This is a genomic window from Agrobacterium sp. CMT1, assembly GCF_037203725.1.
In the GTDB taxonomy this organism is placed as follows: Bacteria; Pseudomonadota; Alphaproteobacteria; order Rhizobiales; family Rhizobiaceae; genus Agrobacterium; species Agrobacterium pusense.
On sequence record NZ_JBBCAR010000002.1, the window covers coordinates 204,599 to 217,785 of the forward strand.

A 13,187-nucleotide genomic window follows, 5' to 3' on the forward strand; every position below is an offset into this window, starting at 1 on the left:
CTCCGTTTCAGTCGCCGGCGTCAAGAACGATCAATCGTCCTCTTCGTCACCCATTCCGGGGTTCAGGCGTTCACGCAGTTCCTTACCCGTCTTGAAGAAGGGCACCCATTTTTCCTCGACGAAAACCGATTCACCCGTGCGCGGGTTCCGGCCCGAGCGCGACGGACGGTTTTTCACCGAAAACGCGCCAAAACCGCGGAGCTCAACACGATTTCCTGCCGCCAGAGCGTCGGTGATTTCATCCAGCACCGCATTGACGATGTTTTCCACGTCACGGTGATAAAGGTGCGGGTTACGCGCAGCAACGATCTGCACCAGTTCAGATTTGATCACGGTTGCCCCCTGAAAGAATTGGATTTTTAACGCGGCTCAACCTGCCAAACGGAAACAAGACCGTCAAGAAACAACTTGTCCGTACCGAGCTGGCCAGGCCCTGCGAAGGGAATTAAATCGTCATATCCCAGAAACTTCGCTATTTGCGCAACACTGAAAAGCGCGAAAGGCGAATTGGAGGATGGCGCACGCCATTCGACAATCGGCAAATCCTTTGCCACACCGCGGGTTTCGAAATAGGTGCGAATTTCCTTTTCGCCGCCGAGCGTGTCGACCAGCCTGTTGGCAAGAGCCTGACGGCCGGTATAGATCGATCCATCAGCCAGTTTCAACACATCCTCGCGTGGCAGTTTGCGGCGATCTGCCACAAGGTCCACAAACCAGCCATAGCTGTCCATCACCATGGCGCGGATCATCGACTTTGCTTCTTCCGGCGCCTCGTGGAACGGTGAAGGCTCCGCCTTCATCGGCGACGACTTGATTTCCTGCAACGAGACGCCGAGCTTGTCCATCAACTGGCCAAGTTGGGGATATTGGAAGATCACGCCGATCGAACCGGTGATCGAGGTTTCACCGGCAACGATGACATCGCCCGCCGATGCGATCATGTAACCTGCGGAGGCAGCGAGCGTGCGCACATCCGAAACGACCGGCTTCTTTTCTGCGACCCCTCGAATGGCCTTAAAGATGCGCTCACCGCCATAGGTGGTGCCGCCTGGCGAAGAAATCGACACGATCAGTCCTTTGACATTGTCGCTCTTGGCGATCCTGTCGAGCCGCTCGAGAAGTTCGGTATTGTCGGTGATCAGGCCAGAGACCTCGACGCGGGCAATATGGGGCTTCGCACTCTGCTGCGGTCCATCCCAGAAAAGACGGTAGAGGCCGAAGAAACCGGCAACGAGCAGAAGAACGGCGGCAATCCGCCAGAAAGTCAGCTTGCGGCGCAACCGCCTGCGATCCGCTATCGCCATATTGTCCATAAAAACCTCTGTCATCCGCTCTTGCGCTTCAGGCCATATGGTTCTTCTAACGCGAAGCCGCAAGGAAACAATAAGGAAACCAGAATTACGATAAAATTCGCATTTCCCTTGCACCTTTCCAGACAAAAACCATATTGGCAGGACAAAGCACTCGTGCCAAAGACATTTAGATAGAGACACAAGCTTCAATTGTGCGCCTGAAAGGCGCCGGAGAAGCATTCCGGACCCGCTCTTATGCTCGAAAGACTCCGCGAACCCGCGCCAGCATTTCCGCTGCCCAATGACCAGAACGGCGCTTACGGGCGTGCGCTCCGGCATTCAGCGCGTGTGAAACGGCTGAAAATCATTCTGCCGCTCGGGGCGGCAATCGTTTCGCTTGCCTTCATCGCTGTCTCGGTTATCCGAACCTGGGCGCCTGAAGAGGTCTCCCTCGAAAGCGCGAGGATAGAAGACGGCAAGATCGTGATGGAAAAACCTGCCGTTGCGGGCCGCAACGAGAAGGGAATCGATTACTCCATGAACGCCGACCGCGCGTTGCAGGACATCGCCAACCCCAATCTGATGACGCTCGAAAAGGTTCTGGCGGCGGTTCCGGTAAACGACAGTGTCGCGCAGGTGATCGCCCAGGAAGGCATTTTCGACCGCGCCACGAACAAACTAAAGATGACCGCCCCTTTTGACATCAATCTCAGCAATGGCATACAAGCGAAATTCCAGTCTGCGGAAGTCGATCTGAAGGCTGGGAAAATGAGCAGCCAGCAGCCGGTTTCAATCAAAACAAACGACGGCTCGATTGTTGCGCAATCGATTGACATCGCCGATAATGGCAAGACAATTACATTTTCGGGGCAGGTACGGGCACGTATCGCTGCATCCAATATCAAAAATGAAGGCAAGTGAGAGCCCGGTCCAGATGATGCAAATTTCCCGTCCCGTTTTCCTTGGCAAATCCGCAGGCTTAACAGCCGCAGGTCTTGTTTTTTCGTGTCTTGCAACTGTGGCTTTCGCCCAGAACACCACCAGCAACATGCAGGGTGTCAAGCTTTCCGGCGATCAGCCGATTGCGATTGAAAGTGACCAGCTCGAGATTCGCGATCAGGAGCGTAAGGCATATTTTACCGGCAACGTGAAGGTTGTGCAGGGAACGACCACCCTGCAGGCCGGCAAGATGACGGTGAATTACAAGGGCGAGGGTTCCTCGCTCACCAGTGGCGACGCCAACATCGAAAAAATCTTCGTGGACAATAATGTCTATCTGACGTCCGAGACCCAGAAGGCGACGGCCGATCACGGCGAATTCGACATGGCGGCGCAGACCTTCATTCTGACGGGCAAGCAGGTCGTGCTGTCCGAAGGCACCAATGTCTTCACAGGCTGCAAGCTCACTGTTCTGATGAATACGGGACAGGCCAAGCTCGAAAGCTGCGGCGGTCCTGTCCGGATCATGCTCGATCCGAAATCGCAGAAGAAACAGTAGTCTTTCCTCGTGAAGATACCCTCGATCTCAAAAATATTCGGCGGCGGGCGCCACCGATCCGCGGACGCCGCCTCACCGGCGGACAAGACCCCCTATCAGGGCACGCTGATCGCGCATGGTTTGACCAAGACCTATAATACGCGTCGCGTGGTCAACGGTGTTTCGCTGGTCGTTCGTCGCGGCGAGGCCGTGGGCCTGCTCGGGCCGAACGGCGCCGGCAAAACCACCTGTTTTTATATGATCACGGGTCTGGTTCCGGTCGATACCGGCAAGATCGCCATCAACGGAAACGATGTCACCACCATGCCGATGTATCGGCGCGCGCGTCTCGGTGTCGGTTATCTGCCGCAGGAAGCCTCGATCTTCCGCGGGTTGACCGTGGAGGAGAACATCCGCGCCGTGCTGGAAGTGCACGAGCCGGACGCAGCCAAGCGCAACCGCAAGCTCGATGAGCTGCTGGAAGAATTCCATATCGCGCAGCTGCGCAAGTCGCCCGCCGTGGCGCTTTCGGGTGGTGAGCGCCGCCGTCTGGAAATCGCACGCGCGCTTGCGACAGATCCGACCTTCATGCTGCTCGACGAGCCTTTCGCGGGCGTCGATCCGATTTCGGTCAGCGACATCCAGAATCTGGTAAGGCATCTGACAGCGCGCGGCATCGGCGTTCTCGTCACTGATCATAATGTCCGAGAAACGCTTGGCCTCATCGACCGCGCTTACATCATCCATGCAGGCGAGGTGCTGACGCATGGACGTCCCGACGATATCGTCAACAATCCGGATGTGCGTCGCCTCTATCTCGGCAATAATTTCAGCCTTTAAGCTGTAGGGCGCGAAAGATTCTTCATCGCGCCCTGCCCTGACGCTTGACCAAACAAAATAAAAAAGCAATTTTTGGGCCAAGTTCTGTCGTCTCGGTAAAATTTCTGGAAAATCTGGCGACGGAGAAGCTGTAAAGGGAGTTTCGCGTTCGCCATGGCATTGTCTGCCAGCCTTTTGCTGCGTCAAAACCAGTCTCTCGTGATGACACCGCAACTGATGCAGTCCATCCAGCTGCTTCAGATGACGCATTTCGAGTTGACGCAGTTTATCGCGCAGGAGGTGGAACGTAATCCGCTGCTGGAAATTGCGGCAAACGATGGCGATTTGAGCAATGACATGCCGGCGGAAGCCGACAATTTCGGCGACAGCGATGGTGACGGCGCGGGAAAATCCCCCAGCGTGACCGCGGATAGTGAAGACTGGTACGGGGATCGCGCCGCCAATCTTGGCGAGCAACTCGACATGAGCTTCGAAAACGTCTTTCCCGACGATGGCGAGCCGAGAAAGGCCGATGCGCCCGAACTGGCGAGCCAGTGGAAATCGATGCCGGGCCAGGAATCCGGCGAAAGTTACGATCTCGATGATTTCGTCGCTGCAAAACAGAGCCTGGGCGACCATCTCAGTCAGCAATTGCCGCTCTCCATCTCTTCCCCCGAAGACAGGATGATCGCCGATGTGCTTATCGGCCAACTCGATGAGACCGGCTATATCGCCGCAGACGCTGTCGACGACGTCGCCGAGCGGCTGGGAGCGGCTCCCTCGACTGTCGAGCGGGTCTTGAAGACACTCCAGGGCTTCGATCCTCCCGGCGTATTTTCACGTTCACTGAGCGAGTGTCTGGCGATCCAGCTCGCGCAGAAGGACCGGCTCGACCCGGCCATGCGGGCTTTCATCGACAATCTCGAGCTTCTGGCGAAGCGGGATTTCGCCTCCTTAAAGAAACTCTGCGGGGTCGATGAGGAAGACCTGCTCGACATGCTGGCGGAAATCCGCACGCTCAATCCACGCCCCGGTGCAGGCTACGATTCAGCGGTTTCGGAGACCATCGTTCCCGACATCATCGTTCGTCCCTCCTCTTCCGGCGGCTGGCTGGTGGAAATCAATCCCGAGACCCTGCCACGCGTGCTCATCAACCAGAGCTATTTCGCCGAAGTCTCGAAACACAAGGCTCGCGCAGGAGAGGACCAGGACTTTCTGGCTGAATGCATGCAGACCGCCCATTGGCTGACCCGCAGCCTCGACCAGCGCGCCCGGACGATCATGAAGGTTGCGACGGAGATCGTGCGTCAGCAGGATGCCTTTCTCCTCAATGGCGTGGATCACCTGCGGCCGCTGAACCTGAAGACGGTTGCGGACGCCATCAAGATGCACGAATCCACCGTCAGCCGCGTGACATCAAAGAAATACATGCTGACGCCACGCGGGCTGTTCGAGCTCAAATATTTCTTCAGCGTATCGATCAGCGCTGTGGAAGGCGGTGACAGCCATTCAGCGGAAGCAGTCCGCCACCGTATCAAGGCCATGATTGCGCAGGAAGCGGCTGATGCGGTGCTTTCCGACGACGATATCGTGGACAATCTAAAGAAGAACGGTATCGATCTCGCCCGCCGCACCGTCGCCAAATATCGGGAGGCGATGAACATCCCCTCCTCCGTGCAGAGACGCCGGGAAAAGAAGGCTCTTGCCAGGTTGTCCGCCTTCTGAGCGATGAACCCGATCACGTTTATGGCGGTTTTTTGCCGCACCATTGACTCTTGTCGCGGCAAGGGCTAGAAGCCCGCCGCACACGTAAGCAAGGTCATTTGTAACGGATTCATCTCCACCGTCCATGGGCGTAAAATTCGAATGAGGGCTTTTTAAGGTCTTCGAAACGCTTGGATGCGCGCGCGGCTTGACGTAAGCTGGTACTCGCAAATCACTACAAAAAGGAAAATTTCCATGAGTGTGCGTGTATCTGGTAAACATATGGAGATCGGTGAATCTTTCCGTCAGCGGATTGAGGACAATATAGGTCTGGCGGTTACCAAATACTTCGATGGGGGGTATTCAGGCCAAGTGACCGTAGAGAAGTCCGGATCGCGTTTTGCGGCCGATTGCAAGCTGCATCTCGATACGGGCGTTGTATTGCATGCGGCGGGTCAGGCGAATGATCCGCAAGCGAGCTTCGATGCCGCCGCCGAGCGGATCGAAAAGCGCCTGCGTCGCTACAAACGCAAGCTCAAGGACCATCACAATGGTGCGAACGGCGTGTCGCAGGAAATCGCCTATACGGTGATGGATGCTATTCCCGATGAGGACCACGAGGTCCCCGAAGATTACGCACCCACCATTGTGGCCGAGAGTTCGAAACAGATTAAGACCATGTCTGTTGCCAGTGCCGTAATGGCGCTCGACATGACCGACGAACCGGTTCTGCTGTTCCGCAGCCCGGGCAAGGAATATCTCAACATCGTCTACCGGCGTCACGACGGCAATATCGGCTGGATCGACGCGGAAACGATCAAGAGCTGAACAGTCTGACAAGACGTGGAAGGCAGGACGCGAAAGTGCATCTGCCTTCCGCCTCGTCTCGATGGCATGAAGGAAAAAGAGAATGGCGTTGGCAGATTTGCTGCAACAAGATGCGATTATTCCCGCCCTCAAGGTGAATTCCAAAAAGCAGCTGCTTCAGGAGCTGGCCGCAAAGGCAGCCAGAATTACCGGAGTCTCGGAACGGGAAGTGTTCGACGTCATCCTCCAGCGTGAAAAGCTCGGTTCCACCGGTGTGGGGCACGGCATTGCCATTCCCCATGGCAAGCTCAACAGCATCCAGCAGATCACCGGTGTTTTCGCACGTCTTGAAACGCCGGTCGATTTCGAAGCGCTGGACGATCAGCCTGTTGATCTGGTTTTCCTGCTGCTGGCGCCAGAAGGTGCCGGCGCCGACCATCTGAAGGCACTTTCACGCATTGCGCGTGCCCTGCGCGACCCTGAACTGGTGGCCAAGCTGCGTGCTACAGATTCCGATACGGCGATCTACGCCTTCCTTAATCAGGAACAGGCAACGGCTGCCTGACGGCAGGCCTTCCTTTCCCAGTTAATGGCAATAAAAAACGCGCCCTGAAGGCGCGTTTTTCGTTAAATCGGCACAGATGGCCTCAAGCGTCTTTTTCATTGACCGACGCAGTGCCCGGTTCAGCCGAGGCAGCGGTTTCCGCCTTCGGGCCGCCCTTGGAGACACCGACCATGGCGGGGCGCAGAACGCGGTCGCCAATGGTGAAACCGGCCTGAATTACCTGCAATACGGTATTGTTGGGAACCGTCGTGTTGGGAATTTCAAACATGGCCTGATGGAAATTCGGGTCGAACTTCTGGCCTTCGGCATCGATCTTCTTCACGCCATGGCGTTCCAGCGTCGACAGCATCGAGCGCTCGGTCATTTCGACACCTTCAATCAAGCCATTCAGACCGGCTTCGCCATTGGTCTTGAGCTCAGCGGGAATGGCCTCGAGAGCGCGGCGAAGATTGTCTGAAACCGCCAGCATGTCGCGGGCAAAAGCGGCCATGGAATAGGTCTTGGCATCTTTTACGTCGCGTTCTGTGCGACGACGAAGATTGTCCATTTCCGCGGCAAGGCGCAGGAACTTGTCGCGCAGGTCGGCATTTTCCGCCTTGAGCACTTCGACCGGATCAGGCTCCGCCGTTTCAGCCTGTTCTTCACCTGCCTGAGCAGGATCGACAAACTCTTCCGCGACGTCCGCGTCAGGTCCGGGCTTTTTTGTATCGTCGGTCATGACGTTCTCCAGATTTGAATATTGTTGGTTGCGCCCGATATCGAGCTTTGGCGGGCAAAAATCAAGGCTTGCGGCGAAAAGCTTGCCGCATTCTCCTTCCTTGCCGGCTTGTCTATCTCTGTTTGCGGGAAAGGCGGGCCATGATCTGCGCGGTGTAATCCACCATGGGCACGATACGGGCATAATTCAGCCTGGTGGGCCCGATGACGCCGACCGCACCAACGACACGATTGTCCTCGTCACGATACGGCGCGACGATGAGCGAGGAACCCGAAAGCGAAAAGAGCTTGTTTTCCGAACCGATAAAAATCCTCACTCCCGACCCACTTTCCGCGAGGTTGAGGATTTCAATGAGGTTTTCCTTACGCTCCAGATCGTCAAAGAGCAGGCGAACACGATCGATGTCTTCCTCGCCGGCCAGTCCCTCCAGCAGGTTGGACCGTCCGCGAACGATGAGACGACCAAGCTTGCCGTCCTCGCTATCGCCCGCCCAGACAGCCAGACCGCGTTCGATGAGATCCTGTGCCAGCGTGCCGAGTTCGGATTGCAGCTCCGCCTGCTGCTTCTGGAACTGGCCGCGCAATTCCTGCAGCGTCTGGCCGGACAGATGGGCATTGATGAAATTCGCAGCCTCGGTCAACTGTGACGAAGAAATGCCAGTCGGTAACTCTATGATGCGATTTTCGACCTGATTATGATCACCCACCAGCACGGCGAGCGCCTTGGTCGGTTCGAGCCTGATGAATTCGACATGCTTGAGCACCACATCGTTCTTGGCCGTCAGCACCAGGCCTGCGCCCCGCGACATCCCGGACAACATGCGGCTCGCTTCCGTCAGCAGCCCTTCCAGCGATTGCTCGTGACCGGCGACCGGCCCGATCTGGCGATCGATGCTTGCGCGTTCCTCCGCGGGCAGATCGCCTACCTGCATGAAGGCATCAACGAAAAAGCGCAACCCGGTCTGGGTGGGAAGGCGCCCAGCGCTGATGTGAGGGGAATAGATGAGGCCCAGTTCCTCCAGATCGCTCATGACGTTCCGTACGGAGGCCGGTGAAAGCGACATCGGCAGCAGCCGCGACAGGCTGCGTGAGCCCAACGGTTCGCCGGTATCGAGATAACCTTCTACGATGCGCCGGAAAATTTCCCGCGACCGTTCATCGAGAAGCGATGCCTGATCTTTTGAAAGCGGTGCAGAAAAGCCCATTCGTCCGTTCTTTGTCGTCCATATCCTGTCTGCCATCAATATAATGCGTCGCGCGGCCGCGGCAAAATGGAAATTGGCTTTGCAAAAGCCAGGACCTCGCCTTAGAAGGCAGGGACCAACATGGAGAGTGGATCATATGCGGCCTTCAGGCAGAAAAACCGACCAGATGCGCAAGGTTTCCTTCGAGCGCAATTTCTCGAAACATGCCGAAGGCTCCTGTCTCGTGAAATTCGGCGACACGCATGTGCTCGTCACCGCAAGCCTCGAAGAAAAGACGCCGCCGTGGCTGCGCAACAGCGGCAAGGGCTGGGTTACCGCAGAATATGGCATGCTGCCGCGCTCCACCCATGAACGCATGAAGCGCGAAGCTGCTTCCGGCAAGCAGGGCGGCCGTACGCAGGAAATCCAGCGCCTCATCGGCCGCTCGTTGCGCGCCGTCGTTGACCTGCAGGCGCTCGGCGAACGCCAGATCAGTATCGATTGCGACGTCATCCAGGCCGATGGCGGTACCCGCACCGCCTCCATTACCGGCGCGTGGATCGCGCTGCACGATTGCCTGAAGTGGATGGAAACCCGCAACATGATCAAGGTCGAGAAAGTCCTGAAGGATCATATCGCGGCGATCTCCTGCGGTATCTTCGCCAACCAGCCGGTTATCGATCTCGACTATCTCGAAGATTCCTCCGCCGAGACCGACGCGAATTTCGTCATCACCGGCTCGGGCGGCATCGTCGAGGTTCAGGGTACTGCTGAAGGCGCGCCCTTCTCCGAAGAAGAATTCCTGACGCTGCTCGGCCTGGCCAAAGCCGGCTGCAGCGAATTGGTCGCCCTTCAGAAACAGGCCATCGCCTGAGCCGACAGGAAAGCGTGATGCGCAAGCTCGATACCAGAACCATCGTCGTCGCCAGCCACAACAAAGGCAAGATTGCCGAAATAGCCGATCTGATCGGCCCTTTCGGCTTTTCCGCCAAGTCAGCGGCTGAGCTCAACTTCGAAGAGCCGGACGAGACAGGTACGACCTTCGAAGAAAATGCCGCCATCAAGGCGCTTGCCTCTGCGAAGGCATCCGGTCTTCCGGCTTTGTCCGACGATTCCGGTCTGGTTATCGACGCGCTTGACGGTGCGCCCGGTGTCTACACCGCCAATTGGGCGGAGACGGCGGACGGCACACGCGACTTCGTCATGGCGATGCGGAAAGTTGAAGATGCGCTGGCCGAGCACGGCGCATCGAAACCGGAAGATCGCAAGGCCCGCTTTGTCAGCGTGCTGTGCCTGGCCTGGCCCGATGGTCATGTCGAGTATTTCCGTGGCGAGGTGGAAGGCACTGTCGTCTGGCCACCGCGCGGAACGAGCGGATTTGGCTATGATCCGATCTTCAAACCCGAGGGTTACGACACCACATTCGGTGAGATGACCGCGGACGAAAAACACGGCTGGAAACATGGCGACAGCTTTGCGCTATCGCACCGTGCCCGTGCGTTTAAAAAATTCGTAGAAACCTGCCTGGAGGCATGAACCCGATGGTCGGGGAGCATCAACTTTCTGCCCCCGGCGCATCGCTTCTGCCGGATACGGGCGATCCCGGTTTCGGGATTTATCTGCATTGGCCCTTCTGCGCGGCCAAATGCCCCTATTGCGATTTCAACAGCCATGTCCGCCACCGGCCGGTAGATCAGGAGCGGTTTACGGCTGCCTTCCTGCGTGAAATGGAACATATGCGGTCGCTGAGCGGCCCGCGCGTCGTCACCAGCATCTTCATGGGCGGCGGCACGCCATCGCTGATGGACCCGCAGACAGTCGCAGCACTTCTTGATGGCGTCTCGCGCTTCTGGCATGTGCCGGATGGTATCGAGATCACCATGGAAGCCAATCCTTCGAGCGTCGAGGCAGAGCGGTTCCGCGGTTACCGGGCGGCGGGCGTCAACCGCGTCTCTCTCGGTGTGCAGGCGCTGAATGACCGCGACCTGAAATTCCTCGGACGGCTGCATGATGTCGCTGACGCCCTGAAAGCCATCAGGCTGGCGCGTGAGATTTTCCCGCGTATGTCCTTCGACCTCATCTATGCCCGCCCGAACCAGACGGTGGCCGAATGGGACGCCGAGCTGAAGGAAGCAGTCTCCTATGCCGTTGACCATCTGTCGCTCTATCAGCTGACGATAGAAGAAGGCACGCCCTTCTACGGTCTGCACAAGGCCGGCAAACTCATCGTGCCAGATGGCGAGCATTCGGCCGTGCTTTATGAAGCCACTCAGGAAATCACCGAGCGTTACGGCATGCCGGCCTACGAGGTTTCCAACCATGCCCGGCCCGGTGCTGAAAGTCGCCACAACCTCACCTACTGGCGTTATGGCGATTACGCGGGCATCGGTCCTGGCGCGCATGGGCGTCTGACGCGCGGCTCCTCCAAGCTCGCAACGGCGACCGAACGCCACCCTGAGACCTGGCTGGAAACCGTTGAGCGGGAAGGCCACGGCATGATCGATCAGGAACTCCTCGGCGTCGATGAACAGGCCGACGAATTGCTGCTGATGGGCCTTCGCCTGCGGGAAGGCATCGATCTCGCCCGCTGGAGCGATCTTTCCGGACGCGACCTCGACCCGGAAAAGGAGGAGTTTCTTCTCCAGCACGGCTTTGTGGAGCGGCTCGGAAACTCCCGGCTGCGCTGCACCCCATCGGGCATGCTCATTCTGGACGCCGTCGTCGCCGACCTCGCCTGCTGACACCCGCGCATCCGGCTTTAGTCCTCAAACAAGAAGAGAATAAAAAAGCGGCCCGGAGGCCGCTTTTTTCATGCGTTGTTTTCGTTGATCAGGCGCTTCAGCAGCTCGACCTCATGACCGAGCTTGGTATCGCCGGAGATCAGCTCCTCGATCTTGCGCACCGCATGCAGAACCGTGGTATGGTCACGTCCGCCAAAACGGCGGCCGATCTCCGGGAAAGACCGCGGCGTCAGCATCTTCGCCAGATACATGGCGATCTGGCGTGGCTTGACGATGACTCGGGTGCGGCGGTTGGACACCAGTTCCTGCCGCGACACGTTGTAATGCTTGGCGACGATCCGCTGAATATCCTCAATACGCACGCGCTTGGCCTCGCCCGTGCCGACGAGATGCGACAGTAGTTCATCGACCCGATCGACCGACAGATTCGGTTCGAAAGAGCGCCGGAACATCAGCTGGTTGAACGCACCCTCAAGTTCGCGACCGCTCGCCGTAACGCTTTTGGCGACATGGGTCAGGATTTCGTCCGAAATATCAAAGGAAGGATCTTCCTGACGGGCCGAACCGAGGCGGCGGTTGAGCATCTCATAACGCATGTCGTAATCGGGCCCTTCGATCTCGATGGCCATGCCGCCCTGAAGGCGGGAGCGCACGCGCGGATCGAGCGATTCCAGTTCCCATGGAGCGCGGTCAGCCGCAACCACGACCTGCTTGGCGCTGTCGAGCAGCATGTTCAGCAGGTGGCAGAATTCGTGCTGGATCATCTTGCCCTGCAGAAACTGCATGTCATCGATGACGAGCAGATCGATATTGCGCAGCGTATCCTTCAGCGTCAGAGCGTCATTGTCACGGATCGCGGTTGCGAAACGCCACATGAAATATTCGGCCGTCAGATAAACCACGCGCGGATTGCGCGGGCTGTCGATGGCCGCATTCGCGATGGCCTGCAGAAGATGTGTCTTGCCGAGGCCCACACCCGCATGGATGAACAGCGGATTAAAACGCACGGCACCAGCGCCGGCTTCTGCGATCGTCTTTGCGGCTGCAAGCGCAACACGGTTGGACGAACCTTCCACAAACGTCTCGAAGGTGAAACGCGTATCCAGCGGTGACCCGAACAGCGGACCGGAGCCGCCCTGACGCAGCGTTGCCTGCGCGGCCACGGGCTGCGCAGAAGGCGCCGCCGCGGGCTGCTGCGGGACAAAAGGCTTGTTGCGCTGAACCGCCCCGATTTCCTGAGCGGGCTGTGTCCGCTCCTCAGCCTGGGCCGGGCGCACCGGACGGCTGGCCGAGCGGACCAGAATCTCCACCTTCAGCACATCCGGATCCTCGCTCTGCACGAGGCTGGTGATCAGGTCCATATAACGGTTATTGATCCAGGACTTCAGAAAGGTCGTCGGAACGGTAAAACGAACGACGCTTTTTGAAACGGAATGGAGTTTCAGCCGTGCAAACCAGCTCGCATAGACTTCCGGACCAACCTGTGCCTTGAGCCGCGCGCTAAAACGTTCAAACAGCGCATCATGCTTCATTGCCGATTTGTCCCCTGCCGCCTCTGAGCAAGCTGCATCACATGCCTTTGGTGCGCGGTCCCCATCAGCCACCGCACCCATCGCCAAATTCAATTGCATATTGCCGCCTTTCAAATTGCCAATCATAGCCTGACGACCAAAATAGATCGCCAGAGATCCCCCTCGTTTATTCCCGCCCTCAGCGTTCCCCTCGAAAGAACGTCAAAGACTATTCTCGTTGCGAGCCGGTTTCCCATTTCCCTCTCCCTCATGGAGAGGCCTGCGACACGCTCAAAACGCTCCTTTCGCCACAACCTTAAGGCGCATTTTTGAGGACAAAAAGCTCCCGCCCGTTCCGAGACCGAAACGG

At 57.8% G+C, this 13,187-nt stretch carries 14 protein-coding genes; 9 read left to right on the forward strand and 5 right to left on the reverse strand.

The window, feature by feature from the left end; translation table 11 throughout:
* Positions 1–30: 30 nt before the first annotated feature.
* Positions 31–357, reverse strand: a complete 327-nt coding sequence (locus WA845_RS03645; RefSeq protein ID WP_219256707.1) for an integration host factor subunit beta — start codon at positions 355–357, stop codon at positions 31–33.
* 2 nt (positions 358–359) lie between these two features.
* Complete coding sequence (gene sppA, locus WA845_RS03650) at positions 360–1,313, reverse strand: signal peptide peptidase SppA (protein ID WP_112556158.1); 954 nt, start codon at positions 1,311–1,313, stop codon at positions 360–362.
* A 234-nt stretch (positions 1,314–1,547) separates the two neighbouring features.
* On the opposite strand from sppA, the gene lptC reads away from it, so the two are divergent.
* From lptC to ptsN, 6 genes are all read left to right on the forward strand, one after another.
* Positions 1,548–2,213, forward strand: a complete 666-nt coding sequence (gene lptC / locus WA845_RS03655) for an LPS export ABC transporter periplasmic protein LptC (RefSeq protein WP_006698894.1) — start codon at positions 1,548–1,550, stop codon at positions 2,211–2,213.
* Positions 2,214–2,226: 13 nt separating this feature from the next.
* Complete coding sequence (locus WA845_RS03660; protein ID WP_004439544.1) at positions 2,227–2,790, forward strand: LptA/OstA family protein; 564 nt, start codon at positions 2,227–2,229, stop codon at positions 2,788–2,790.
* Positions 2,791–2,799: 9 nt separating this feature from the next.
* Positions 2,800–3,609, forward strand: a complete 810-nt coding sequence (gene lptB / locus WA845_RS03665; RefSeq protein WP_004439542.1) for an LPS export ABC transporter ATP-binding protein — start codon at positions 2,800–2,802, stop codon at positions 3,607–3,609.
* A 153-nt stretch (positions 3,610–3,762) separates the two neighbouring features.
* Entirely contained in the window at positions 3,763–5,313 is a 1,551-nt protein-coding gene (gene rpoN / locus WA845_RS03670; protein WP_337322195.1) for an RNA polymerase factor sigma-54, read from the forward strand.
* 234 nt (positions 5,314–5,547) lie between these two features.
* Positions 5,548–6,120 carry a ribosome hibernation-promoting factor, HPF/YfiA family gene (hpf, locus tag WA845_RS03675; RefSeq protein WP_003520085.1) on the forward strand — a complete coding sequence of 191 codons (573 nt, stop codon included), beginning with the start codon at positions 5,548–5,550 and terminating at the stop codon, positions 6,118–6,120.
* Positions 6,121–6,202: 82 nt separating this feature from the next.
* Complete coding sequence (gene ptsN, locus WA845_RS03680) at positions 6,203–6,664, forward strand: PTS IIA-like nitrogen regulatory protein PtsN (protein ID WP_004439537.1); 462 nt, start codon at positions 6,203–6,205, stop codon at positions 6,662–6,664.
* 82 nt (positions 6,665–6,746) lie between these two features.
* Here ptsN and grpE read toward each other — a convergent pair whose 3' ends face one another.
* Together grpE and hrcA are read right to left on the reverse strand one after the other, a co-directional pair.
* Positions 6,747–7,382, reverse strand: a complete 636-nt coding sequence (gene grpE / locus WA845_RS03685) for a nucleotide exchange factor GrpE (RefSeq protein ID WP_004439535.1) — start codon at positions 7,380–7,382, stop codon at positions 6,747–6,749.
* 112 nt (positions 7,383–7,494) lie between these two features.
* Positions 7,495–8,586: a heat-inducible transcriptional repressor HrcA gene (gene hrcA, locus WA845_RS03690; RefSeq protein ID WP_022555500.1), complete on the reverse strand. Its 1,092-nt coding sequence runs from the start codon at positions 8,584–8,586 to the stop codon at positions 7,495–7,497.
* A gap of 136 nt (positions 8,587–8,722) precedes the next feature.
* Here hrcA and rph point away from each other — a divergent pair, with 136 nt between their 5' ends.
* The 3 genes from rph to hemW are packed head-to-tail and all read left to right on the forward strand — an operon-like array spanning position 8,723 to position 11,306.
* Positions 8,723–9,439, forward strand: coding sequence for a ribonuclease PH (gene rph / locus WA845_RS03695; RefSeq protein ID WP_003503798.1), 717 nt, complete (start codon positions 8,723–8,725; stop codon positions 9,437–9,439).
* Positions 9,440–9,456: 17 nt separating this feature from the next.
* Positions 9,457–10,101: an RdgB/HAM1 family non-canonical purine NTP pyrophosphatase gene (rdgB, locus tag WA845_RS03700; RefSeq protein WP_112555973.1), complete on the forward strand. Its 645-nt coding sequence runs from the start codon at positions 9,457–9,459 to the stop codon at positions 10,099–10,101.
* A 5-nt stretch (positions 10,102–10,106) separates the two neighbouring features.
* Positions 10,107–11,306: a radical SAM family heme chaperone HemW gene (gene hemW / locus WA845_RS03705; RefSeq protein ID WP_035206815.1), complete on the forward strand. Its 1,200-nt coding sequence runs from the start codon at positions 10,107–10,109 to the stop codon at positions 11,304–11,306.
* A gap of 68 nt (positions 11,307–11,374) precedes the next feature.
* Here hemW and dnaA read toward each other — a convergent pair whose 3' ends face one another.
* Positions 11,375–12,838: a chromosomal replication initiator protein DnaA gene (dnaA, locus tag WA845_RS03710; protein ID WP_006699682.1), complete on the reverse strand. Its 1,464-nt coding sequence runs from the start codon at positions 12,836–12,838 to the stop codon at positions 11,375–11,377.
* Positions 12,839–13,187: the final 349 nt, after the last annotated feature.

Excerpts from the sequence above, each read along its gene's own strand:
- sppA (WP_112556158.1), bottom strand. The coding sequence starts at position 1,313 with ATGGACAATATGGCGATAGCGGATCGCAGGCGGTTGCGCCGCAAGCTG.
- lptC (WP_006698894.1), top strand. The coding sequence starts at position 1,548 with ATGCTCGAAAGACTCCGCGAACCCGCGCCAGCATTTCCGCTGCCCAAT.
- WA845_RS03660 (WP_004439544.1), top strand. The coding sequence starts at position 2,227 with ATGATGCAAATTTCCCGTCCCGTTTTCCTTGGCAAATCCGCAGGCTTA.
- rpoN (WP_337322195.1), top strand. The coding sequence starts at position 3,763 with ATGGCATTGTCTGCCAGCCTTTTGCTGCGTCAAAACCAGTCTCTCGTG.
- hpf (WP_003520085.1), top strand. The coding sequence starts at position 5,548 with ATGAGTGTGCGTGTATCTGGTAAACATATGGAGATCGGTGAATCTTTC.
- ptsN (WP_004439537.1), top strand. The coding sequence starts at position 6,203 with ATGGCGTTGGCAGATTTGCTGCAACAAGATGCGATTATTCCCGCCCTC.
- grpE (WP_004439535.1), bottom strand. The coding sequence starts at position 7,382 with ATGACCGACGATACAAAAAAGCCCGGACCTGACGCGGACGTCGCGGAA.
- hrcA (WP_022555500.1), bottom strand. The coding sequence starts at position 8,586 with ATGGGCTTTTCTGCACCGCTTTCAAAAGATCAGGCATCGCTTCTCGAT.
- rph (WP_003503798.1), top strand. The coding sequence starts at position 8,723 with ATGCGGCCTTCAGGCAGAAAAACCGACCAGATGCGCAAGGTTTCCTTC.
- rdgB (WP_112555973.1), top strand. The coding sequence starts at position 9,457 with ATGCGCAAGCTCGATACCAGAACCATCGTCGTCGCCAGCCACAACAAA.
- hemW (WP_035206815.1), top strand. The coding sequence starts at position 10,107 with ATGGTCGGGGAGCATCAACTTTCTGCCCCCGGCGCATCGCTTCTGCCG.
- dnaA (WP_006699682.1), bottom strand. The coding sequence starts at position 12,838 with ATGAAGCATGATGCGCTGTTTGAACGTTTTAGCGCGCGGCTCAAGGCA.